Genomic DNA, 22,614 nt, shown 5'->3' on the forward strand with positions numbered 1-22,614 from the left:
AGATCGAGCGCCGATCGTCGGCTCGCCCCCTAGATAGGGGTTTGCCGGACCGATGCAAAGGACCGCGCACACGATGGCGTGAGGGCGGTTGCCTGTACGGGCGCAAGGGGGTAATCGGAAAGCCCGCCCATGCGTTGCATCCTCCCCTCTCAGCTCCCGCAGGTTTTCGCCTTGTCCTCTTCCGCCCGTCCCGTCTTCGATCGCCCGTTTTCCGCCTTCCTCTTCGACATGGACGGCACGATCATCAACTCCATTCCGGCGACGGAGCGGGTCTGGACGCGGTGGGCGCTGAAACACGGCCTCGACGTCGCGACCTTCCTGCCGACCATGCACGGCGTGCGCGGCATCGACACGATCACCCGCCTCGGCCTGCCGGGCGTCGATCCCGTGGCTGAAGCCAAGGAGGTGGAGCGCGAAGAGATGGAGGATGTCGACGGCGTCATCCCGATCCCCGGCGCGATCGCCTTCCTGACCTCGCTGCCGGCCGGGCGCTGGGGCATCGTCACCTCCGCACCCGTGGCGCTCGCCCGCCGCCGTCTTGCCGCCGCGGGCATCCCGCTGCCCGAGGTGATCGTGACGGCGGACGACGTGACGAAGGGCAAGCCGGCGCCGGATGGCTACAAGCTGGGTGCCTCGCGCCTCGGCGTCGACCCGGCCGATTGCCTGGTGTTCGAAGATGTGCCCGCGGGCATTCTTGCCGGTGAGAGTGCCGGCGCCGGCGTCGTGGTCATCACCGCGACGCACCACCACCCGATCGAAACGAGCCACCCGCTGCTCAACAGCTATGAAGGCGTCGCCGCCCGGCAGGATGGTGATGGCAAGCTGACGCTGGTCCGCATCGCGGACTGACGACTGACGGCGGCTCAGGCCGCCGGTTTCGTCAGGATGCCGCCAATCACCGTATCGACGACGGCCTCGACCTCGGCTTCGGAAACATCCAGCCGCTCGGTCAACAGCCGGCCCCAGGCGAAGCTCGACAGGATTTCCGTGACGAGTTCGGCGTTGACGTCTGGGCGAACCTCGCCGCGCTCCTGCGCCTTCTCGACGATCTTGCCGCTCTGGTGGCGGCGGTCCGCCATATAGGCCGAGAGCGCGGCAAGCGCAGCCGGCTCTTCCTGCGCTCTTGCCACCACGCAGCGGAAGACTTCGCCGCTCGTGCCATCCCGCCAGGTCTTTAGAATGCCGGTGAGATAGGCGCGCAGGTCGTCGCGGATATTGCCCCGGTCGGGAAAGATGAAATTGATCCGCTTGTGGCTGTGATAGACGTCGAGCAGCAGGGCTGCCTGCGACGGCCACCAGCGATAGATCGTCGGCTTGCCGGCACGCGCGCGCCGCGCCACCGCCTCGATGGAGAAGCCAGCGAGCCCGTTTTCCAGCAGCACCGCCTCCGCCGCCGCCAGGATCGCCTCCTGGCTCGCGGGATTGCGCGTGGCGCCGATCGAGCGGCGGGCGGGCTTCAACTCTGCCTCGGTCATCTGCCTTTTCCTTTTTTCGCACTTCTAGCACGGAAGGTACCTGAACGGAACGTTTCGTTTCTATATAAACGAAACGTTCCGTTCTATAAAGGCTCCTCCCAATGACCACGCCCGCTCCCACCCGCAAACTCTCGAAACTGCACTTCGCGCTTGCCATGCTGGTGCCCGTCTATCCGCTGATCACCACGATCCTCTACATCGTGCTGCCGCTCACCGAAGGCTGGACGATCTGGCAACGCACGGCCGTCATCGCGCCGATCATGGTGTTCGCCATCGTCTTTTTCGTCTCGCCCTTCGTGCAGAAGCGGTTTGCGTGGATGGTCGGGTCAAGCCCGACCATGACGGAGGAGAGGTCCGAAGTCTCCGTGCGAGGCCATCAACCCTCGAAGAATTCCTTCATTCGCGCAAAGAAACCCGCGGATTCCGGGTTGTTTTCCTTCGAGGAAATCTCCTCGAATTCCTTGAGCAATTCGCGCTGGCGCTTGGTGAGCTTTTGCGGCGTCTCGATCTGGATCTGGATGTAGAGATCGCCGACCTGCGCGGAGCGCAGCACCGGCATGCCCTTGCCCTTCAGCCGGAACTGGCGGCCGGCCTGCGTGCCTTCCGGCACCGTCACGCGCGACTTGGTGGCATCGAGCGTCGCCACGTCGAACGTGCCGCCGAGGGCCGCCGTCGTCATCGAGATCGGCACGGTGCAGTAGAGGTCCGCGCCGTCGCGCTGGAAGAACTCGTGCGGCTTCACCGACAGGAAGATGTAGAGATCGCCCGCCGGTCCGCCGCGCACGCCCGCCTCGCCTTCGCCGGAGAGCCGGATGCGCGTGCCGTCCTCGATACCGGCCGGGATGTTGACCGAGAGCGAACGCTCCTCCGTCACGCGGCCATGGCCATGGCACTTGGTGCAGGGGTCGCTGATCGTCTGGCCGCGGCCATGGCAGGTCGGGCAGGTGCGCTCGATCGAGAAGAAACCCTGTGCGGCGCGCACGCGGCCAGAACCCTGGCAGGTGGCACAGGTCTTCGGGCTGGTGCCGGGTTTGGCGCCCGAGCCGGAACAGACGTCGCAGGTGATCGACGTCGGCACGCGGATCTGTGCGGTCTTGCCGGCATAGGCCTCTTCCAGCGAGATTTCCATGTTGTAGCGCAGGTCGCCGCCGCGCTCGCGCCCGCCGGAGGAGCGCCGCTGGCGCCCGCCGCCCATCATCTCGCCAAAAATGTCTTCGAAGATGTCGGAGAAGCCACCGCCCTGGAAGCCGGCACCGCCGCCACCGCCCATGCCGCCCTGCTCGAAGGCAGCGTGGCCGTAACGGTCGTAGGCCGCGCGCTTCTGCGGGTCCTTCAGCGTCTCATAGGCCTCGTTGACGTTCTTGAACGTCTGCTCGGCCGTGGCATCGCCAGGATTCTTGTCCGGGTGATACTTCATCGCCATCTTGCGGAAGGCGCTCTTCAGCTCCTTCTCGTCGGCGGTCTTGGAGACACCCAGCGTCTCGTAAAAATCAGCTTTAGCCATTCGGGTTCACGTCCGTTTCAGTGGAACGGTCTTCTTGTTATGGATGAACAAGCTTGCCTTCAGCCTGCACTGGAAACCGGACACGCAAAAAGGCGGGAGCCGGAGCGAAGGAAAGACCAGGACATCGTCACCGCTTGCAACGGGAGTGATCATCTTGGCCTTGTTCCCTTCGCGCTGACTTCCGCCCTTTTGCTATCCGTTGCACCGGCCGCTTGTGGCGGCCGGTTTTTCAGGAGGCTCAGGCCGACTTCTTGCGGTCGTCTTCGTCCTTGACTTCTTCGTAGTCCGCATCGACGACATTGTCGCCGGCTTCACCGGAAGACGCGTTCTCTTCGGCCTGCTGGGCCTCGTAGATTGCCTGACCGAGCTTCATGGAGACTTCCATGAGCGTGTTGGTCTTCGCCTTGATGTCGTCGGCATCGGGCTCCGAGGCTTCGACGGCGGTCTTCAGTGAGGCGATGGCGTCCTCGATGGCCTTGCGGTCGGTTTCCGTGACCTTGTCGCCATATTCCTTGAGCGACTTTTCCGACGAATGGATCAGGCTTTCGGCCTGGTTCTTCGCCTCGACGCCTTCACGGCGCTTCTTGTCGGCTTCGGCATTGGCTTCGGCGTCCTTCACCATCTTCTCGATGTCGGCGTCGGAGAGGCCACCGGAGGCCTGGATGCGAATCTGGTGCTCCTTGCCGGTGCCCTTGTCCTTAGCCGAAACCTGCACGATGCCGTTGGCGTCGATGTCGAAGGTGACTTCGATCTGCGGCATGCCGCGCGGTGCCGGCGGAATGCCGACGAGGTCGAATTGGCCGAGCAGCTTGTTGTCCGCAGCCATTTCGCGCTCGCCCTGCGAGACGCGGATGGTCACGGCCGACTGGTTGTCTTCGGCAGTCGAGAAGGTCTGCGACTTCTTCGTCGGGATCGTCGTGTTGCGCTCGATCAGACGGGTGAAGACGCCACCCAGCGTTTCGATGCCGAGAGACAGCGGGGTCACGTCGAGGAGCAGGACGTCCTTGACGTCGCCCTGGAGAACGCCGGCCTGGATGGCGGCGCCCATGGCGACCACTTCATCCGGGTTGACGCCCTTGTGCGGCTCCTTGCCGAACAGCTGCTTGACGACTTCCTGCACCTTCGGCATGCGGCTCATGCCGCCGACGAGAACGACTTCGTCGATCTCGGCCGCCGTGACGCCGGCATCCTTGAGGGCTGCCTTGCAGGGCGCGACGGTGCGCTGGACGAGATCGTCGACCAGGCTTTCGAACTTGGCGCGCGACAGCTTCATCGTCAGATGCTTCGGGCCGGAAGCATCCGCCGTGATGAACGGCAGGTTGATTTCGGTCTGCTGCGAGGAGGACAGCTCGATCTTGGCCTTTTCGGCGGCTTCCTTGAGGCGCTGAAGGGCGAGCTTGTCGTTCTTCAGGTCGATGCCCTGGTCCTTCTTGAACTCGGCTGCGAGATATTCGACGAGACGCATGTCGAAGTCTTCACCGCCGAGGAAGGTGTCGCCGTTGGTCGACTTCACTTCGAAGACGCCGTCGCCGATTTCCAGGACCGAGATGTCGAACGTGCCGCCGCCAAGGTCGTAGACGGCGATGGTCTTGCCGTCCTTCTTGTCGAGGCCGTAGGCGAGTGCCGCAGCCGTCGGCTCGTTGATGATGCGCAGGACTTCAAGGCCCGCGATCTTGCCGGCATCCTTGGTTGCCTGGCGCTGCGCGTCGTTGAAGTAGGCGGGAACCGTGATGACGGCCTGCGTGACCTTTTCACCAAGGTAGGATTCGGCGGTTTCCTTCATCTTCTGAAGGATCATCGCGGAGATCTGCGAGGGGGAATAGCCGGTGCCATGGGCCTGGACCCACGCGTCGCCATTGTCGCCCTTGACGATCTTGTAGGGAACGAGACCCTTGTCCTTCTCGACGAGCTTGTCGTCGTAGCGGCGGCCGATGAGGCGCTTCACTGCGAACAGGGTGTTTTCCGGGTTGGTGACGGCCTGGCGCTTTGCCGGCTGGCCGGTCAGGCGCTCGCCATCATCGTTGAAGGCGACGATCGACGGGGTCGTGCGCGCGCCTTCGGCATTTTCGATCACTTTCGCGTCCTTGCCGTCCATGACGGAAACGCAGGAATTGGTCGTTCCGAGGTCGATACCGATTACTTTAGCCATGTCATTCTCTCCTTGAAGCGAACTGCCGGAACCCATTCAGGCATTCTTTTGGCAGCCCCTAATGGTATGGTCTTCTCGAAAGCTTGAGCCTGAGCCGAAGCCTTGCGGCGTATATAAGGAGCAGTCCAGACGACTGCAAGACATCGTGCGGCCGCAAAGCTCGCAAAATCAGCGCCATGAGAAGGGTGAACCGTCTGTAAGACGCAATGTGGTGAGGTTCCTTGCGGGCGTCAAGCCAAAGGGCGCGGTCGGCGGCCATCGGTGAGCGTATCCAAGCGTGTGTAAACCCGGCCTACGAGATTGCCGGCGGTTTTGGCGGCGGGTGGCACAGCAAGTTACAAGGTGGCTTTATATCCAAAGGGATCTCTTGAAGCCCATGCCTAATAACCCTTGCAATCGCGCCGGAATATCTCAGCATATATACGACGCAAAACCAGCTTATTGTTTTTGGCGCAATGGTATCCGAGTGCGTCAAGACGATGGTTCCGTTAACGAAAACGCATGTCCGTATATGGCTCGATCACCCCATCGAGCACTCAAACTTCGTTATCGCCTGGTCTGCGCATTTTACCGGAAAGCTGAAAAGACCAACCGAGATCAAAATGAAATTCTTCCCGCGCACTGTTTTCATAAACTCAATATTGCACGAATCTGCTAAAGTAATGGTTTAACCCGTTGGCAGAAATTCCGGTCCTGGGCACAATTCGCCGCCGGCCCGTCACGGTCGCCGATCTCACTCTTCAGCCGCCAGTTTGGCACTGTTCTGCGTGAGATGGGATTTGATACGAGCCTTCAATTCAAAAGGCCAGTTTAACGCTTGCTTGACAGCGTTGCGTTGCTCAGGTTTCAAGACCAATCTTACAAAAGACTTGAACGTGAAGTCGATATAAGCCGGGAGCAGACGGATGCCGCCCTTCCAGGTTAAGGGGACACGATAGGTGATCACTGGCGTTGTACAGTTTGCCCACCGTTCTTTGTATCCTAGCCATAATGGCCGCATGTCGAAGTTCAGCCCGTGATCGTAGCTCCACCGCACGACATCTTCGATCAGCAACATGCCAGGGGAAAACTGGCTATAGGCGGGATCGAAGGACGTGACGAGCATCTCGGTGCGCGTCCGATCGATCGTCGCAAGATATGCTGCGATAGGTTTGCCGTCGAGTGTTAAGCGAAAGAGGCCGAACCTTCCTAGTTCGCCGCGCAGCATCGATGCAGCGAGAAAGAAGTCGCTGGTTTCATTCTGATAGATCCAGGGGCATTCCTTCTGCTGGCGCTGAACCCATTTTTTCTTCTCCGCCAGCACCCAATTGACGGTCTCGGCACTGGTCCCGGCATCCTCCGGAAGCTCAAAACGCAGCGCACCCAGCTTTTCGAGCCGTTTGCGCTTTTGTTTGAGATTGTTGCGGAAATTTGCCGAATGGCCCTGCATGAACTCTTCGAAAGATTGCGCGCCGACCTTCTTAACAGAGTAAGCATCCATGGGTCTCGGAATGTTGAACATGCCGGCCCGGCTAAGCAATTTCTGCATCGGGCTTCCTTGGCGCGCGCAGTAGACGTAGAGCACGTCAGCGGATTTGCGAACGAGTTCAAGTAGGTATTCGCAGACCCGCTCCGGATCCACGTCGCTCGCGATCAGCGGATCCCCATACTCCTCTTGCATCGGGCACCCGACTGGCGCCATCCGCGCGACAAAGCCGCTCGTTTTCACCAGGAATGGCCAAACAGCAACAAGCCTATCGTTCTCCCATACCGTGGCACAAAGCAGTCGGTCATCGGGCGAAGCATTCCTTGTTTCCCATCCGAGCCGGCACCATTCGAAAGTTTGCGTAAGATGACAGGTTATAACGGACCTAGAAAGGCGATTCCAATCTTCTTCCAATTGAAGAAAATTCGCCATTCCTTCAAAAATGCGAGATTCAAGCATTCTCTAATCCTGCCTACAAGCATATTCAATAGTTCTTCGATAACTCTGCGCAGATCTATATTTAAATGAAGGACACCTAGTCAATTTATAAAGTAATGTATTGTTAATTCGAGAATTTTTATGAAAATTTTATGATTAATTTTTTACGTATTTGGAGCCTTTGATACTGTATCCGGCTTATTTGTTGATCACACTTTAGGCGCGGTGTGCACAGAGATTGGTATCGAGCACCGTTAGGCCAAGCCCGATCCTTCATGGACCAGTGGGCAGTCTAAACTGCTTAGTCATAACGATCGAGGATGCTAGCGTTAAGTCGTTCCACTCCGCTTCGATCGCCGACCTGCGACGCCATATCCGGGACTGTCTGCTGGCTTACAACTACGCCAAGCAGCTCAAAGCGCTACGCTTCAAAACAACCCCACGACGGCCTTCGCCAAATAACGGAGAAACGCCAGAATATTAACTCATACCCCAAACCATGAGCTGCGAAACTTTTGCTGGAATTGCACTAGCCGCCCAAAAGGACGTCGAGAAGGGTCGTTCGGCGCGTGCCGGTCTGCCGCTGCTCGCCGACATCCGCAGGCGGGATCAGTCCGTCGTCTGCGGGAACGGCGCCCGTCTGCTCGCTCGCGACAGCCGAACCATTGTCACCCGGGCGCTCGTCGGTGCCGAGCGTGCGGGAGATGATGTCGAAGAGCTGGTCGCCGCCTTCTTCCGGGACGGGCTGCGTGCCGTCCACCACCGGCTGGTCGCCACCGGCCGTGCCGAAGAGTGGCGAGGGCGAGAGGCCCTCGTGGGCTGCGGTCATGAAGCTGCTCCAGGCTTTGGCGGGGAGCCCGCCGCCGGTGACCTTCTTCATCGACTTGCCGTCGTCGTTGCCGAACCAGACGCCGGTCGTGAGGTTGCTTGTGTAGCCGACGAACAGGGCGTCGCGGAAGGACTGGGTCGTGCCGGACTTGCCGGCGGCCTGCCAGCCGGGAATGCGGGCGTTCTTGCCGGTGCCCTCGGTGATGACGCGCATCATCATGCCGTTCATCATGGAGACGATGTTGGGCTCCAGCACGCGGGGCGGGTTGTCGTAGGTGTTTTCGTAGAGCACCCGGCCGTCGGCGGTCGAGATGCGGCGGATGATGTGCGGGGTGGCCTTGTAGCCGCCGTTCATGAAGGGCGCGTAGGCGGCCGTCAGCTCGACGAGCGTCACTTCCGACGTGCCGAGCGCGATGGAGGCATTCGATTGCAGTTCCGATTCGATGCCGAGCCTGCGGGCGAGTTTGATCACCTCGTCAGGGCCGACTTCCATGACGAGCTGGGCGGCGATGGTGTTCAGCGAATTGGCGAGCGCGGAGGAGAGCGTGACCTCGCCGCGATATTTCTGGTCGTAGTTCTCCGGCGTCCATTTGCCGATCCGCACCGGTGCATCGTTGCGCACCGAGAGCGGCGAGCGGCCGGCCTCAAGCGCTGCGGCATAGACGAAGGGCTTGAAGGCGGAGCCGGGCTGGCGCTTGGCCTTGGAGGCGCGGTCGAACTGGCTTTCGGCATAGTCGCGCCCGCCGACCAGCGCGCGGATCGCGCCCGTGCCGTCGATCGAGACGAGGGCGGCCTGCGAGGCGGCGGATTTGGCGCCTTCCTTGTCTAGGAGAGTCGTAAGCGCCTCGTCGGCCTTCTTTTCGAGGTCGAGGTCGATCGTCGTGTCGATGACGAGGTCTTCGGTAATATCGCCGATCATGCCGGGCAGTTGCGCCATGACCATGTCGGCGGCGTAATGCTGCGCGCCCGACCAGTAGCTTTTTGCCCGCGCCGGCGTCTGCGACATCGCGGTCTTGATCTCGGTGTCGGTGACGAAACCTTCTTCGCGCATGGCGCCGAGCACGACCTGGGCGCGGGCTTCCGCCGCCTCCGGATCGCGCGCCGGCGAGAGGCGCGAGGGCGCCTTGAGGAGGCCGGCGAGAAGGGCGGCTTCGCCGAGGTTCACGTCACGTGCTGACTTATTGAAGTAGCGCCGCGAGGCGGCCTCGACGCCGTAGGAATTCGAGCCGAAGAACACGCGGTTGAGATACATCGCAAGGATCTGGTCCTTGGAATATTTGTGCTCCAGCCAGAAGGCGAGCAGCACTTCCTGCACCTTGCGCTCCAGCGTGCGCTCCGGCGAGAGGAACATATTTTTTGCCAGCTGCTGCGTCAGCGTCGAGCCGCCCTGCACCATGCGGCCGGTGGTGACATTGGTGAACATGGCGCGCGCAAGTCCGAGCGGATCGATGCCGAAATGCGAATAGAAGCGCCGGTCCTCGATGGCGATGACGGCCTGGGGGATATAGGGCGACATGTTTTCGAGCGACAGCGCCTCGCCGCCGGTGAGGCCGCGGTTGGCGATGGCGTCGCCGCTGACGGCGAGGATCTTGATGTTCGGCGGCCGGTCGGGGATGGACCAGCTCGTGGCGCTCGGCATGCGCGCGCCGTAATAGAGCACGAGGCCGCCAACGCCGATGGCGCCCCAGATGCCGAGCACGACGCACCAGTAGAACAGCCGGCGGAACAGGCCGAAGATGCCGCCGCCCGAAGCCTGCCGGCGCCCGCGCGCGCCGCGCCGCGGCCGCTCGGCCCTCGGCGGCTTGCCGCGGCCCTTGCGGCCGGCGCCGCCCGCCACGCGATCCCCCGCGCCGACGTGAAAATCGTCGTCGTTGCGGCCTCCCGACCCCTGGAAGGACGGTTCGATGCGCTGGGATTTGCGATTGGCTGCCATAAGCGGTCGGGTACACCCTCAAAAATATCGCCGTCGGGTGAACCTTAAATGCGGCGATTTAAGGGGTGGTTAAGAAATCGGAAACGGAAAGCCCCAATTTGTCAATCGTTTGCGCCTTGCACAGGATGCAGCGCCGCCGGGGTTGTCATGCCGCCCTCCGCGGTTACAACTAACGCCCGTCACAGAAGGTGGAGTGCCAGATGGCCGAATTCACGGAAGCCTCGTCGACGGAAAGCCCCCGCAAGAAGCGCGAGGCCGTGCGCACATTCCTCGTCGCGGACCGGACCCCGATGTGGTTCACGACGCTTGCCCTGATGGTCGGCGGCATCGGCACCTACTATTTGGCGCCCCAGGTGAACGCCACCTTCGAGGAGCAGAAGATCAAGACGGATTTCGTGATCCGCAACTACAGCGACCTGCGCCAGAAAATGGAGGACTTCCAGGGTCTCTACGCGGTCGTCACGCAAAAGCAGGCGGCCGGGCTCGATATCCAGGACCAGGTGTTCAAGCTGCAGGAGATCGTCAGCCGCGTCAGCGCGCAGAACCTGTCGATGATGCCGATGTTCACCACGGCGGAAGGCCCGAAGGCGGCGGCACAGGTGAATGCCGCCATGAACGGGATGATCGTCATGATCTTCGCCAATGCGGGCAAGACGATCGAGGCGGAGGCCGACGTCAAGGCCTATAACGAGGCGGTCGCCAAGGCGTCGCAAGCCCTCGTTCCGCCGCTGCTGCAACTCTATGTGAGCATCGGCGAGGTCGGCCGCCTTCGCCCTACCGCCGTGACGACGGACCTGCCGGAGAAGTAACAGCCGAAAAGACTTCGGGCGGCCCTTGGGACCGCCCGAGAAAAGGCCTCAATAGTAAGGCGAGAGGCACTGGCGGCGGCCGCCATAGTTCGGCTGGTACGTGTTGTCGTAGTCACGATACGAGCGGTAGCGCGCATAGCACCATTCGGTGTGGCGCGGGTTGATGCCTTCGTAGCGCGGCTGGGAATAGCCGTCATTGGCGATCGCGCCACCGATGATCGCACCGGCGCCGAAGGCAGCCAGCGGATACCACCAGCCATCCGAATGACGGCGATAGCCGCGGCGCTCGTAACGATAGCCGCGATGGCCGCCGTACCAGCCACGGCGTTCGCGGCGATATTGAACCTGTTCGACGTCGGATGCCTGCGACGCGCCGACCTTCGGCATCGGCATGGCGAAGGCCGGCGCCGTTACGAAGGTCGTGGCAAACATGGCGACGGCCATGGCAGCGGCAATGCCGCCCTTGATCGTTGTCTTCATGTCGGTCTCCCTTGGATAGTCACTGTTGTACAGTGATCAAGACGGATGACAGCATGAAACAATTCGACTGAATACGAGATGAACCGAAACTCTCCGCCGCTTAATCGTCGCCATTGCTCGGGCGGGCAAGAAAACGCTGCCGTTCGAAGATGAGCACGACCACCAGCGCCATGATGAACGGGATGATCAGGTAGAACAGCCGGAAGACCGCAAGGGCCGCCAGCACCGTTGCCGGGTCCATGTCCGGCAGGCCGGCGATGAAGACCAGTTCCAGCACGCCGATGCCGCCCGGCGCATGCGACAGCAGCGCCACGGAGAAAGAGGCGAGGAAGATGCCGAGCACGACGAAGAAGCCCGGATTGCCTTCCGCCGGCAGCACGAAATAGATGATCGCCGCCGCCCCGATGAGCTCGATCGGCGCGATGAAGAGCTGACGGAACACCAGCGAGGGTTTGGGATATTCCAGCCGCAGCCAGCGTGTATGGACCGGCCGGAAGCCGACGAGGCTTCCAACGACATAGAGCGCCACCAGCGCGAGGATCAGCCAGCCGGTCGACAGCGCCGCCTCGATCGGCAGGAAGGCGGCGAAACGCTCGATGATCGCGGGTTCCAGCACCAGCACCAGCCCGAACAGCATGAAGGTGCCGAGCGCGAAGGTGAAGGAGCAGAAGGCGACGAGGACGCCCACCTCCGACCCGGTCAGGCCCTTCGACGTATAGGCGCGGTAGCGCACCAGCGCGCCGGAAAACACCGAGGCGCCGATCGTGTGCGACAGGGCATAGGTGGTGAACGAGGTGATGGTGATGAACCACAGCGAGATGCGGTGGCCGAGATGTTCCAGCGCAAGGTGGTCGTAGGCGGCCAGCGCCGCGTAGGCGACGAGCGTCGCGACGCTCGCGAGGATCCAGCCGGAAACCGGAATGGCATGAACGCTCGCCATGAACTCCGCGAGCGACAGGCCGCGCAGGTCCTTGTAGAGGATGTAGATCGACAGGATGATCGCGGCGGTGCTGACGAGCGGCCAGAAGAATTTTTTCAGCCGCTTCATCCTGCCTTATCCCCTGCCCCCGGCGCCCCATCGCCTGAGCAGCAAGGCTCTCTCGCAATCCATCCGCCTACCGCCATTCCGTTCCTTCCCCATTGTGTGGACCTGTCATCGCCTGTCCGCGATGCGGTCCTTGTTTAACCAGTTGACCAGCATATCCGTTCCGTCCGGTTAACGCCGGTCAACCGTGTCATCACATCTTGGTCAGCGCGCCGCGAGCGCCGAGAGGATGCGCACCCAAGAGCGAATGCCCTTCTCGAAGGAGCGCAGCTCGTATTTCTCGTTCGGCGAATGGATGCGGTCATCCGACAGCGCAAAGCCGACGAGCAAGGATTCCATGCCGAGCATTTTTTGGAAATCGCCAACGATCGGGATGGAGCCCCCCATGCCGATGACGACGGCGGGCTTCGGCCATTCGTCGGAAAGCGCGTTCTTCGCCTTGCCGAGCAGCGCGGAATCATAGGGAAGCTGGATCGCCGGCGAGCCACCATGGGCATGGAACGCCACCGAGCAATCGGCCGGGATCTTTGCGCGCACATAGGCGCGGAAAGCGTCGCGGATCTTTGCCGGGTCCTGCTTGCCGACCAGGCGGAAGGAGACCTTTGCCGAGGCTTCCGCGGCGATGACCGTCTTGAAACCCTCGCCGGTGTAGCCGCCGGTAATGCCGTTCACTTCGGCGGTCGGACGCGCCCAGGTGAGTTCCAGCACCGATCGACCCTTTTCGCCGGATGGGATCGACAGGCCGATCTCGCCCAGGAAGCTCTCGGACGAGCTGCCGAGCTTTTCCCAGGCCGCCTTGATCTGCGTCGGGGTCTCCTCGACGCCGTCGTAGAAACCGTCGAGCGTCACGCGGCCGGTCTCGTCGTGCAGGCCGGCGAGGATGTTCGAAAGGATATGGATGGGGTTGGCGGCGGCACCGCCGAAATAGCCGGAATGCAGGTCGCGGTCGGCCGCCTTGACGACGACTTCCTCGCCGACGAGGCCGCGCAGGCCTGCGGAAATCGCCGGCGTATCGGCATCCCACATGCTGGTATCGCAGACGAGGGCGAAATCCGCCTTGAGCTCTGCCGCATTGGCTTCGAGGAAGGGTTTCAGCGACGGTGAGCCGGATTCCTCCTCGCCTTCGAAGAGGATCGTGACGCGGCAGGGCAGCGCGCCCGCCATTTCCTTGTAGGCGCGGCAGGCTTCCACGAAGGTCAGGAGCTGGCCCTTGTCGTCGGAGGTGCCGCGGCCGGTGATGATACGGCGCCCGCCGCCGGCATCGCGCACCGCGGGCTCGAAGGGATCGTGGTCCCACAGGTTGAGCGGATCGACCGGCTGGACGTCGTAGTGACCATAGAACAGCACATGCGGCGCATCCGGCTTCGCGCCGTCATGATGGGCGACGACCATCGGATGGCCGGGCGTGTCGCGCACCGTCGCGTCGAAGCCGAGCGTACGCAGCTCCGTCACCAGCCATTCGGCCGCCCGGCGGCACTCCGCCTTGTAGGCCGGATCGGTGGAGATGGACTTGATGCGCACGAGTTCGAACATGCGTTCGAGGCTCGCCGGAATGCCGGCGCTGGCGTGGTCGAGGACGGGCAGAATATTGGTCATGGTCGAATCCTTGCGAAACTCGGCGCGACATTAGACCGATCGCATCGGGGAGGGCAAATCGTATGACGATTCTGGTGTTCTCAGATCCGCGGTTCGCGGCCGAGATTGGCCAGCACCATGCGCATATATTCCAGCAGCAGTTCCCGCTCGAAGCGGCGGAAGCCGTGGAAGAGGGCGTCCTCCGTGGCGCTTGCCGCCTCCATCGCTGTCTCGCGCAACGCCTTGCCGCGCTCGGTCAGGAAGACCAGTTGCGCGCGCCTGTCCTTGGGATGGCGGCGGCGCGAGATGAGGCCGTCGCGCTGCATGCGGGCGAGCGTGTTGGCCATCGTCGCCTGCTCGATGTCGAGGCGGTCGAGAAGTTCGCGCTGGGTGAGGCCGTCGCCGTTCCACAGTTCCAGCAGGACCGGGAACTGGCCGGGCGCAAAGCCGGCCCCGTCCGCCCGCGCCTGAAGGGTGCGGGACGCCGCCTTCGCCAGGAGATTGGCGAGATATGCTGCCGACTCCGTCCGGTCAAAGTCCATGACCGGAGGCTATGCCGGTTTTCAACGGAAGACAATCAAGGATCACGGGCAAGACAAGTGCTTGAAACCGAGAAGCCGCCGACGACAGGAGGCTTGTCGCGGCGGCTTCTTCGAATGATGGACAAAGGCCCGGAGAGGGGGATAAGGCCTTTGTCCTTTGTCTGGCGCGGCGGGGGACAGGCCGGGTGCCAGACAACGGCTTGATCAGGTGCCGTTGGATAATATTTGTGGGTCCGAATGTGGCTTTTCAAGGGTTTCAGAGGGCGGCGAAAATTACAAATTGGTAACGTTCGCGTGACCCTTTCCAGACCCCCGAAACGGCCTTGAAACCGCAATGAGAGATAGACGCGGAAAGCCGCCCGCGCTATCCATTCACCCCATGAAAAAAGGTGATCATCTCTTCCTCGTCGACGGCTCCGGCTTCATCTTCCGCGCCTTCCACGCCATCCCGCCGCTCAACCGCAAATCGGACGGGCTGCCGGTCAATGCCGTTTCCGGTTTCTGCAACATGCTGTGGAAGCTGCTCAAGGATGCGCGCAACACCGACGTGGGCGTGACGCCGACCCATTTCGCGGTCATCTTCGACTATTCCTCGAAGACCTTCCGCAACGAGCTTTACGATCTCTACAAGGCGAACCGCACGGCGCCGCCGGAAGACCTGATCCCGCAGTTCGGCCTGATCCGCCATGCGACCCGCGCCTTCAACCTGCCCTGCATCGAGAAGGAAGGTTATGAGGCCGACGACCTGATCGCCACCTATGCCCGCCTTGCCGAGGCCGACGGTGCCGACGTCACCATCGTCTCCTCCGACAAGGACCTCATGCAGCTCGTGACGGCCAATGTCTCGATGTATGACAGCATGAAGGACAAGCAGATCTCCATTCCCGAAGTCATCGAGAAATGGGGCGTGCCGCCGGAAAAGATGATCGACCTTCAGTCGCTGACGGGGGACAGCACCGACAACGTGCCGGGCGTTCCCGGCATCGGCCCGAAGACCGCCGCGCAGCTTCTGGAAGAATATGGCGACCTCGATACGCTGCTCGCCCGCGCCGACGAGATCAAGCAGGTCAAGCGCCGCGAGAACATCGTGGCGAACCGCGAGCTCGTGCTGCTGTCCCGCCAGCTCGTCACCTTGAAGACCGATACGCCGCTCGACACGGTGCTGGACGAGCTGGTGCTGCATCCGCAGGACGGGCCGAAGCTGATCGCCTTCCTCAAGGCCATGGAATTCACCACGCTGACGCGCCGCGTAGCGGAAGCCTGCGACTGCGATGCCGGCGCCATCGACGCCGCGGACGTGCCCGTCGAATGGGGCGCGGAAGCGCGCGGCCCGGACCTCGACAAGGGCGAGGTGGCCGGTCCCGCGCTCGTGCTCGACGGCGGTGAGACCGCGGCGGAGGCGGCCTCCACGCTGCTGCCCACGGCCAGCCCCGGGGACGCCACGCCGGGCGCACTCGCACGAGCCCGGGCGGAGCGCTTCTCCGCCGCGCCGATCGACCATTCCACCTATGAGACGGTGCGCGACCTCACCGCGCTCGACCGCTGGATTGCGGATGCCCGCGAGACCGGCCTCGTCGGCTTCGACACGGAGACGACCTCGCTCGACCCGATGCAGGCGGAGCTTTGCGGCTTCTCGCTGGCAATCGCCAGCAATGCCAAGGACCCGACAGGCACGACCATTCGCGCCTGCTACGTGCCGCTCAACCACAAGACCGGCGTCGGCGACCTTCTGGGCGGCGGGCTTGCCGAGGGGCAGATCCCGATCCGCACCGCGCTGGAACGGCTGAAAAGCCTGCTGGAGGACCCTTCGATCCTGAAGGTCGCGCAGAACCTCAAATACGACTACCTCGTCATGCGCCGCCACGGCATCACCGTCGAGGGTTTCGACGATACGATGCTGATGTCCTATGCGCTGGATGCCGGCGCCGGCACGCATGGCATGGATACGCTGTCCGAGCGCTGGCTCGGCCACAAGCCGATCTCCTACAAGGACGTCGCCGGCTCGGGCAAGGGCGCCCAGACCTTCGACATGGTCGATATCTCCCGCGCCACGGCCTATGCGGCGGAAGATGCCGACGTGACGCTGCGGCTCTGGCATGTGCTGAAGCCGCGCCTTGCCGCCAACCGCATGACGACCGTCTACGAACGGCTGGAGCGCCCGCTGGTGCCGGTGCTCGCGCGCATGGAAGAGCGCGGCATCACCATCGACCGGCAGGTGCTCTCGCGCCTTTCCGGCGAACTGGCGCAGGGTGCCGCTGGCCTCGAAGAGGAAATCTACGATCTTGCCGGCGAACGCTTCAACATCGGCTCGCCCAAACAGCTCGGCGATATCCTGTTCGGCAAGATGGGCCTGCCCGGCGCCTCGAAGACCAAGACCGGCCAATGGTCGACCTCCGCGCAGGTGCTGGAGGACCTCGCCGCGCAGGGCCTGCCGCTGCCGCGGAAAATCGTCGACTGGCGCCAGCTCACAAAGCTGAAATCCACCTATACCGACGCGCTGCCGGGCTTCGTGCATCCGGAGACGAAACGTGTGCACACGTCTTACGCGCTCGCCGCGACGACGACCGGCCGCCTCTCCTCCTCCGACCCGAACCTGCAGAACATTCCGGTGCGCACAGCGGAAGGCCGCAAAATCCGCACGGCCTTCATCTCGACGCCCGGCAACAAGCTGGTCTCGGCCGACTACAGCCAGATTGAGCTGCGCGTGCTCGCCCATGTCGCCGACATTCCGCAGCTGAAACAGGCCTTTGCCGACGGCGTAGACATTCACGCCATGACGGCATCCGAAATGTTCGGTGTGCCGGTCGAGGGCATGCCGTCGGAAGTGCGCCGCCGCGCCAAGGCGATCAATTTCGGCATCATCTACGGCATTTCGGCCTTCGGCCTCGCCAACCAGCTCTCCATCGAGCGTTCGGAAGCGGGCGACTACATCAAGAAATATTTCGAGCGCTTTCCGGGCATCAAGGACTACATGGATTCGACCAAGGCCTTCGCCCGCGAAAACGGCTATGTCGAAACCATCTTTGGCCGCCGCGCGCATTATCCGGAAATCAAGTCGTCCAACCCGTCGGTGCGCGCCTTCAACGAGCGCGCCTCGATCAATGCGCCCATCCAGGGTTCCGCCGCCGACATCATCCGCCGCGCCATGATCAAGATCGAACCCGCGCTGGAAGAAGCCGGCCTCTCCGCCCGCATGCTGCTGCAGGTGCACGACGAACTGATCTTCGAGGTCGAGGACGGCGAAGTGGAGAAGGCGATCCCGCTCATCGTCGACATCATGGAGAACGCGTCCATGCCGGCGTTGTCGATGAAGGTGCCGCTGAAGGTGGATGCGCGCGCCGCGCACAATTGGGACGAGGCGCACTGAGGGACGCAAGACAGCCCCTCATCCCGCTGCCGCGACCTTCTCCCCGCAAGCGGGGCGAATGGACAAGGGGCAAAGCCTTATTTCAACATCGATGCCTACTGTCCGGGGGCACCGGTGCAACACCCCCTTCGCCCCGCTTGCGGGGAGAAGGTGCCGGCAGGCGGATGAGGGGCCGTTATGCGGTCTCGTTCATCTCCGCATGCCCCGTCTGGATATTCCACAGCGTGCGGTAAAGCCCCGGACATTCCACCAGCCTATCGTGCGACCCGGACTGGATGATCCGCCCCGCCTCCATCACATGGATCGCATCGGCATGCACGACCGTGCTGAGCCGGTGGGCGACGAGGATCACGGTGCGCTTGCCCTTCATTTTCGCCAGCGAGCGCTGGATCGCGGCTTCCGTCTCGTTGTCCACCGCGCTCGTTGCCTCGTCGAGGATGAGGATCGCAGGGTCGATCAGCAGCGCCCGGGCGAGCGCGATGCGCTGGCGCTGGCCGCCGGAGAGTTTCTGGCCGTATTCGCCGATCTGGCTTTCGTAACCGTCCGGTAGCTCGCAGATGAAACCATCGGCCTCCGCCATGCGCGCGGCCGCCTCGACCTCGTCGCGGCTCGCCGTCGGCCTGCCATAGGCGATGTTGTCGGCGATCGAGCCGGAAAACAGCGTCACCTCCTGCGGCACCCAGGCCATGCTCTTCCTCAGACATTCGCCCGACCAATCGGCGAGCGGCACGTTGTCAAGCAGGATGCGGCCCTTCTGCGGGCGGATGAACAGGCCGAGCAGCTTGATCAATGTGGACTTGCCGCTGCCGGTCGGGCCGACCAGCGCCACCGTCTCGCCGGCGCGGATGGCGAGGTTGATGTCGGTCACGCCGCCGGGGCTTGTCGCATAACGAAAACCGACACGGTCGATCTCGAAACGGCCGGAGACCTTGGCCTCGTGCGTGCCGTGCGGTTCGCCGCGCGGCTCGTCGAGCAGGCGCAGGATGCGGCGCGTCGAGGCCATGGCGCGCTCATAGAGGTCGGCGATCTCGGCAAGGCCCGTCATCGGCCAAAGCAGGCGCTGCGTCAGGAAGACGAGCAGGCCGTAGGCGCCGACCTGCATCTGGCCGGTCAGCGTCAGCCAGCCGCCGATGAGGAAGGTCGCGAGGAAGCCGGACAGGATCGCCATGCGGATGATCGGGATGAAGGCGGAGGAGACGCGGATCGCCGCGCGGTTCGCCTCGACATAGCCCAAACTTTCCTTCGTCAGCGCCGCCGTCTCGCGCGCTTCCGCACCGAAGGCGCGGATGGTCTGGAGGCCTTGCAGGTTGGTTGTCAGTCGTGCGCCAAGGCCGCCGGCCCGCGCCCGCACCGCATCGTAGCGGGCCTGCGCGCGGCGCTGGAACCAGAAGGCGCCCGCAATGATCGCCGGCACCGGCGTAAAGGCGATGACCGCGATCAGCGGGCTGACGATGAAGAACACCGCGCCGACGAGGATGACGGCGGCAAAGGTCTGGATCAGCTCGTTGGCGCCGCGATCCAGGAACCGTTCGAGCTGGTTGATGTCGTCGTTCAGCACCGCGACGAGATCGCCGGAGCGGTTCTCCTCGTAAAAGCTCGTCGGAAGGTGCTGGGCGTGGTCATAACAGAGGATGCGCAGGCGGTGCTGCACATCCTGCGCCAGGCCACGCCAAAGGATTTGGTAGAAATATTCGAACAGGGATTCGCCGAACCAGATGAGGAAGGTCGCGATGCCGAGCAGGGTCAGCTGGTGCACCGGATCGGTGATGCCGACCTGCGCCACGAAGGAATCCTTGCCGCGCACCACCACGTCGAGCGCGATGCCGATGAGGATTTCCGGCATGACATCGAAGATCTTGTTGATGATCGACGAGGCGACCGCCCGCACCACGCGGCCTTTCTCTTCGCGCACGAGAGAAAACAGTACGCGCAGCGGATGGCGGGGGCCGGCGGAATGGGAGGCGGATTGTTCGGACGCAGTCATGAAACGGGACCTGTTGTCGGACCGGAGTGGGCCAGCGGGCAGTGCCTTCGCCTCTAGCCGGGTGGACCAGCGCTTGCAATCTCTTAATCCTGTTCGCCAAAGAAGCGCTGCCTTAACGCTGCCTTAAGATCGTCGGAGACTTGATCGGCGCGAATGGGCGCAACGCCCTATCGCGGGACGAACCGGTGCGACAGCCGGCACGGAGACAAGGCATGCGATCCTCATCCGGCGCGGCAATACTTTTTCGGGCGGTGGTGGCCATGGTGGCAATAGCGGTTCCCGTCACGGCGAGCGCGGGCTGCCTGCGCGGCGTCAATCTCGCCGGCGCCGAATTCGGCGAGGGGCGCGGCACCTTCGACAAGGACTATACCTATCCCTCGAAGGAGACGATCGCCTATTTCGCCGGCAAAGGATTCAATGCGGTGCGCCTGCCCTTCAAGTGGGAACGGCTGCAACCGCGCCTCAACCGCGGCTTCGACAAGGCAGAGCGCAAGCGGCTCACCGCGACCGTCAAGGCGCTACGCGCCGCCGGCATGACCGTCATCCTCGACCCGCACAACTATGCTTATTACGGCGACAATCAGATCGGCTCGACCGAGGTGCCGGACAGCGCGTTTGCCGATTTCTGGCAGCGGCTTGCCGAGGACTATAAGGACGACGAAGGCGTGCAGTTCGGCCTGATGAACGAGCCGCACGACGTGCCGGCCACGCAATGGCTCGCCTCCGCCAATGCCGCCATCGCCGCCATCCGCGAGACGGGCGCGAAAAACCTCGTGCTCGTGCCGGGCACGGCCTGGACCGGCGCGCACAGCTGGGAGGAAGAGCGCGAGGGCGGCGCGAACGGCACCGTCATGCTCGGCATCGCAGACCCGGCCGACAACCACGCCTACGAGGTGCACCAGTACCTGGACGGCGACTTTTCCGGAAAGGCAACGACCTGCGAGCGGGCGGACGATGCCGTGACGGCGCTGGAACGCTTTACCGATTGGCTGAAGCGCAACGGCAAGCGCGGCTTCCTCGGCGAATTCGGCGGCTCGGCCGACCAGGCCTGCCTCGATGGCCTTGCCCGCATGACGGCGCTTGTCGGCAAGGAACAGGATGTCTGGACCGGCTGGACCTATTGGGCCGGCGGCGACTGGTGGCCGGCGACCGAACCGCTCAATATCCAGCCGACCGCCGACGGCGACCGCCCGCAGCTTGCGGCCCTTGTTGCCGGCGGCGAACTGCCAGCCAAACCCGGAAGCTGCCCTGCGCTGCCCTGACCCTTTCCGCCAGCCTGAATTTCGCCTTGTCCCACACGCTTTGCGATTATGGCTAACAGAGCTTCAATAGCGCTGAAGCGTACCGTTCCAGAACACCACCCCTCCCGCGCAATGCACTGCAAAACCGGGGCTCTTCGATCTTCCTTCATGAAGCTTCACAATGGGTCGCCTCACCTTGATCCGCCTCTCCGGCGCGCTTCACGAAATCTTATCCATGTCCTTTCAGCCGATCTTATCAACCGTCGGTTATGCCTTTTGGGAAGAATACGCCAAGAGCCCGCTGTCCGGCCGGCGCACGAAAATGCCGGCACAAAAAACGATGGAGAAAGCGACATGAAGCAGAAGATCCGTGACATCCTGGCAAAACACGGCGCCCTCCCGGTTCCGGTCGATCAGCTTGCAGACGATGCCGATCTCTATGCGGCCGGCCTTTCCTCTTTCGCTTCCGTGCAGGTGATGCTCGGCATCGAGGAAGCATTCGACGTCGAGTTCCCCGACAATCTCCTGAACCGCAAGTCCTTCCAGAGCATCGCCGCGATCACGCGGGCGGTCGAAGGGCTGACCGGCAGCGCGGAGGCCGCCGAATGACCATGACCGTCGGTACGAGCTTCGCGGAACGCGCCCAGCGCGTCTCCGCCGTGGCCGCAGTGCATGCCGACGACGTGGACGCCAGGGGCCGTTTCCCGCGGGAGGCCGTCGACGCGATGATCGCCGAACGGCTGCTGTCGATCCAGATCCCAGCCAGCCTCGGCGGCGAGGATGCGAGCGTCTCCGAGATCGCCGAGGCCTGTTCGCTTCTCGGCCAGAGCTGCTCGGCCGCCGCCATGGTTTTTGCCATGCACCACATCAAGCTTTCGAGCCTCGTCACGCATGGCGCCGACAGCGCCTGGCATTCCGCCTTCATGCGCCGCGTCGCGGACGAACAGCTGCTGCTCGCCTCGGCGACGACCGAAGGCGGCATCGGCGGCAATCTGCGCAACAGCATCTGCGCCATCGAGATCGATGGCGACACCTGCCGGCTCACCAAGGATGCGACCGTCATCTCCTACGGTGCGCATGCCGACGCGATCCTCATCACGTCCCGCGCCCATGCCGAGGCCGCCTCGACCGACCAGGTCATGACCGTCTTCACCAAGGACCAGTACACGCTGGAGCAGACCCATGTCTGGGACACGCTCGGCATGCGCGGCACCTGCTCCGACGGCTGGCTCTTCAAGGGCGAAGCGCCGAAGGAACAGATCCTTCCCAAACCCTTTGCCGAGATCGCCGCCCAGTCGATGCTCGCCACTTCGCACCTGTTGTGGAGCAGCGTGTGGTACGGCATCGCGGTCAACGCCGTCGCCCGCGCCCAGGCCTTCGTGCGCGCCGCCGCCCGCAAGAGCCCCGGTGTGGCACCGCCCGGCGCGCTGCGCCTTGCGGAAGCCTCGAACCTGCTCCAGCTCGTCAAGTCGAACACGATCGCCGGGCTCAAGGAATATGAGGCGGCCAAGGCCGATCCGGACAAGCTGTCCTCCATGGGCTTTGCGGTGGCGATGAACAACGTGAAGATCGCCTCCTCTGAAACGGTCCTCATGATCATCAACCAGGCGATGCTGATCTGCGGCATCATGGGCTACAAGAACGGTACGCCCTTCAGCCTCGGCCGGCACCTGCGCGATGCGCATTCGGCCCAGCTCATGATCTCCAACGACCGCATTCTCGGCAATACGTCGAACCTGCTGCTCGTTCACAAACAAGACACCAGCCTGACGGGGTGAA

At 63.1% G+C, this 22,614-nt stretch carries 18 protein-coding genes; 7 read left to right on the forward strand and 11 right to left on the reverse strand.

Annotation, left to right across the window (positions count from 1 at the left end; genetic code table 11):
• Positions 1–129: 129 nt before the first annotated feature.
• Positions 130–849: an HAD-IA family hydrolase gene (locus tag J2Y63_RS16110; protein ID WP_435266900.1), complete on the forward strand. Its 720-nt coding sequence runs from the start codon at positions 130–132 to the stop codon at positions 847–849.
• Positions 850–863: 14 nt separating this feature from the next.
• On the opposite strand, the gene J2Y63_RS16115 is transcribed toward J2Y63_RS16110, so the two are convergent.
• From J2Y63_RS16115 to J2Y63_RS16140, 6 genes are all read right to left on the reverse strand, one after another.
• On the reverse strand, positions 864–1,475 hold the full coding sequence (locus J2Y63_RS16115) for a TetR/AcrR family transcriptional regulator (protein ID WP_435266901.1): 612 nt from the start codon (positions 1,473–1,475) through the stop codon (positions 864–866).
• Positions 1,476–1,668: 193 nt separating this feature from the next.
• Positions 1,669–1,815 carry a hypothetical protein gene (locus J2Y63_RS16120; RefSeq protein ID WP_435266902.1) on the reverse strand — a complete coding sequence of 49 codons (147 nt, stop codon included), beginning with the start codon at positions 1,813–1,815 and terminating at the stop codon, positions 1,669–1,671.
• 36 nt (positions 1,816–1,851) lie between these two features.
• The gene (gene dnaJ, locus J2Y63_RS16125; protein ID WP_256121371.1) at positions 1,852–2,979 is read right to left on the reverse strand and encodes a molecular chaperone DnaJ; all 1,128 of its coding nucleotides are present in this window, start codon (positions 2,977–2,979) and stop codon (positions 1,852–1,854) included.
• A 238-nt stretch (positions 2,980–3,217) separates the two neighbouring features.
• On the reverse strand, positions 3,218–5,128 hold the full coding sequence (gene dnaK, locus J2Y63_RS16130) for a molecular chaperone DnaK (protein ID WP_256121370.1): 1,911 nt from the start codon (positions 5,126–5,128) through the stop codon (positions 3,218–3,220).
• Between the two features lie 733 nt (positions 5,129–5,861).
• Positions 5,862–7,052, reverse strand: coding sequence for a GNAT family N-acetyltransferase (locus J2Y63_RS16135; RefSeq protein WP_435266903.1), 1,191 nt, complete (start codon positions 7,050–7,052; stop codon positions 5,862–5,864).
• A gap of 508 nt (positions 7,053–7,560) precedes the next feature.
• Positions 7,561–9,792 carry a transglycosylase domain-containing protein gene (locus J2Y63_RS16140; protein WP_435266904.1) on the reverse strand — a complete coding sequence of 744 codons (2,232 nt, stop codon included), beginning with the start codon at positions 9,790–9,792 and terminating at the stop codon, positions 7,561–7,563.
• A 200-nt stretch (positions 9,793–9,992) separates the two neighbouring features.
• Between J2Y63_RS16140 and J2Y63_RS16145 the strand changes: the two genes are divergently transcribed.
• Complete coding sequence (locus tag J2Y63_RS16145) at positions 9,993–10,601, forward strand: hypothetical protein (RefSeq protein ID WP_435266905.1); 609 nt, start codon at positions 9,993–9,995, stop codon at positions 10,599–10,601.
• Positions 10,602–10,649: 48 nt separating this feature from the next.
• Here the strand turns inward: J2Y63_RS16145 and J2Y63_RS16150 are convergent, their stop codons facing one another.
• The 4 genes from J2Y63_RS16150 to J2Y63_RS16165 form a co-directional block, all read right to left on the reverse strand.
• A complete protein-coding gene (locus tag J2Y63_RS16150; RefSeq protein ID WP_435266906.1) occupies positions 10,650–11,081 on the reverse strand; it encodes a BA14K family protein in 432 nt (143 codons plus the stop codon).
• A gap of 100 nt (positions 11,082–11,181) precedes the next feature.
• Positions 11,182–12,129, reverse strand: coding sequence for a lysylphosphatidylglycerol synthase domain-containing protein (locus J2Y63_RS16155; RefSeq protein WP_256121367.1), 948 nt, complete (start codon positions 12,127–12,129; stop codon positions 11,182–11,184).
• Positions 12,130–12,330: 201 nt separating this feature from the next.
• Positions 12,331–13,722 carry a dipeptidase gene (locus J2Y63_RS16160; protein ID WP_435266907.1) on the reverse strand — a complete coding sequence of 464 codons (1,392 nt, stop codon included), beginning with the start codon at positions 13,720–13,722 and terminating at the stop codon, positions 12,331–12,333.
• Between the two features lie 80 nt (positions 13,723–13,802).
• Complete coding sequence (locus J2Y63_RS16165) at positions 13,803–14,243, reverse strand: MarR family winged helix-turn-helix transcriptional regulator (protein ID WP_256121365.1); 441 nt, start codon at positions 14,241–14,243, stop codon at positions 13,803–13,805.
• A gap of 379 nt (positions 14,244–14,622) precedes the next feature.
• On the opposite strand from J2Y63_RS16165, the gene polA reads away from it, so the two are divergent.
• Positions 14,623–17,610, forward strand: coding sequence for a DNA polymerase I (polA, locus tag J2Y63_RS16170; RefSeq protein WP_435266908.1), 2,988 nt, complete (start codon positions 14,623–14,625; stop codon positions 17,608–17,610).
• A gap of 175 nt (positions 17,611–17,785) precedes the next feature.
• Here the strand turns inward: polA and J2Y63_RS16175 are convergent, their stop codons facing one another.
• The gene (locus J2Y63_RS16175; protein ID WP_435266909.1) at positions 17,786–19,594 is read right to left on the reverse strand and encodes an ABC transporter ATP-binding protein; all 1,809 of its coding nucleotides are present in this window, start codon (positions 19,592–19,594) and stop codon (positions 17,786–17,788) included.
• Between the two features lie 212 nt (positions 19,595–19,806).
• On the opposite strand from J2Y63_RS16175, the gene J2Y63_RS16180 reads away from it, so the two are divergent.
• The 4 genes from J2Y63_RS16180 (at position 19,807) to J2Y63_RS16195 (ending at position 22,613) form a co-directional block, all read left to right on the forward strand.
• On the forward strand, positions 19,807–20,856 hold the full coding sequence (locus J2Y63_RS16180; RefSeq protein ID WP_435266910.1) for a glycoside hydrolase family 5 protein: 1,050 nt from the start codon (positions 19,807–19,809) through the stop codon (positions 20,854–20,856).
• A 160-nt stretch (positions 20,857–21,016) separates the two neighbouring features.
• Positions 21,017–21,193, forward strand: coding sequence for a hypothetical protein (locus J2Y63_RS16185; protein WP_435266911.1), 177 nt, complete (start codon positions 21,017–21,019; stop codon positions 21,191–21,193).
• Complete coding sequence (locus J2Y63_RS16190; protein ID WP_435266912.1) at positions 21,190–21,444, forward strand: acyl carrier protein; 255 nt, start codon at positions 21,190–21,192, stop codon at positions 21,442–21,444. Before J2Y63_RS16185 ends, J2Y63_RS16190 begins: the two co-directional genes overlap by 4 nt.
• Positions 21,441–22,613, forward strand: a complete 1,173-nt coding sequence (locus tag J2Y63_RS16195) for an acyl-CoA dehydrogenase family protein (RefSeq protein WP_435266913.1) — start codon at positions 21,441–21,443, stop codon at positions 22,611–22,613. Before J2Y63_RS16190 ends, J2Y63_RS16195 begins: the two co-directional genes overlap by 4 nt.
• Position 22,614 lies beyond the last annotated feature (1 nt).

It is taken from the genome of Shinella sp. BE166, from assembly GCF_051201095.1.
GTDB lineage: Bacteria > Pseudomonadota > Alphaproteobacteria > Rhizobiales > Rhizobiaceae > Shinella > Shinella lacus.

Coding starts and splice junctions, on each gene's coding strand:
- J2Y63_RS16110 (WP_435266900.1), top strand. CDS start 130: ATGCGTTGCATCCTCCCCTCTCAGCTCCCGCAGGTTTTCGCCTTGTCC.
- J2Y63_RS16115 (WP_435266901.1), bottom strand. CDS start 1,475: ATGACCGAGGCAGAGTTGAAGCCCGCCCGCCGCTCGATCGGCGCCACG.
- J2Y63_RS16120 (WP_435266902.1), bottom strand. CDS start 1,815: ATGGTCGGGCTTGACCCGACCATCCACGCAAACCGCTTCTGCACGAAG.
- dnaJ (WP_256121371.1), bottom strand. CDS start 2,979: ATGGCTAAAGCTGATTTTTACGAGACGCTGGGTGTCTCCAAGACCGCC.
- dnaK (WP_256121370.1), bottom strand. CDS start 5,128: ATGGCTAAAGTAATCGGTATCGACCTCGGAACGACCAATTCCTGCGTT.
- J2Y63_RS16135 (WP_435266903.1), bottom strand. CDS start 7,052: ATGCTTGAATCTCGCATTTTTGAAGGAATGGCGAATTTTCTTCAATTG.
- J2Y63_RS16140 (WP_435266904.1), bottom strand. CDS start 9,792: ATGGCAGCCAATCGCAAATCCCAGCGCATCGAACCGTCCTTCCAGGGG.
- J2Y63_RS16145 (WP_435266905.1), top strand. CDS start 9,993: ATGGCCGAATTCACGGAAGCCTCGTCGACGGAAAGCCCCCGCAAGAAG.
- J2Y63_RS16150 (WP_435266906.1), bottom strand. CDS start 11,081: ATGAAGACAACGATCAAGGGCGGCATTGCCGCTGCCATGGCCGTCGCC.
- J2Y63_RS16155 (WP_256121367.1), bottom strand. CDS start 12,129: ATGAAGCGGCTGAAAAAATTCTTCTGGCCGCTCGTCAGCACCGCCGCG.
- J2Y63_RS16160 (WP_435266907.1), bottom strand. CDS start 13,722: ATGACCAATATTCTGCCCGTCCTCGACCACGCCAGCGCCGGCATTCCG.
- J2Y63_RS16165 (WP_256121365.1), bottom strand. CDS start 14,243: ATGGACTTTGACCGGACGGAGTCGGCAGCATATCTCGCCAATCTCCTG.
- polA (WP_435266908.1), top strand. CDS start 14,623: ATGAAAAAAGGTGATCATCTCTTCCTCGTCGACGGCTCCGGCTTCATC.
- J2Y63_RS16175 (WP_435266909.1), bottom strand. CDS start 19,594: ATGACTGCGTCCGAACAATCCGCCTCCCATTCCGCCGGCCCCCGCCAT.
- J2Y63_RS16180 (WP_435266910.1), top strand. CDS start 19,807: ATGCGATCCTCATCCGGCGCGGCAATACTTTTTCGGGCGGTGGTGGCC.
- J2Y63_RS16185 (WP_435266911.1), top strand. CDS start 21,017: ATGGGTCGCCTCACCTTGATCCGCCTCTCCGGCGCGCTTCACGAAATC.
- J2Y63_RS16190 (WP_435266912.1), top strand. CDS start 21,190: ATGAAGCAGAAGATCCGTGACATCCTGGCAAAACACGGCGCCCTCCCG.
- J2Y63_RS16195 (WP_435266913.1), top strand. CDS start 21,441: ATGACCATGACCGTCGGTACGAGCTTCGCGGAACGCGCCCAGCGCGTC.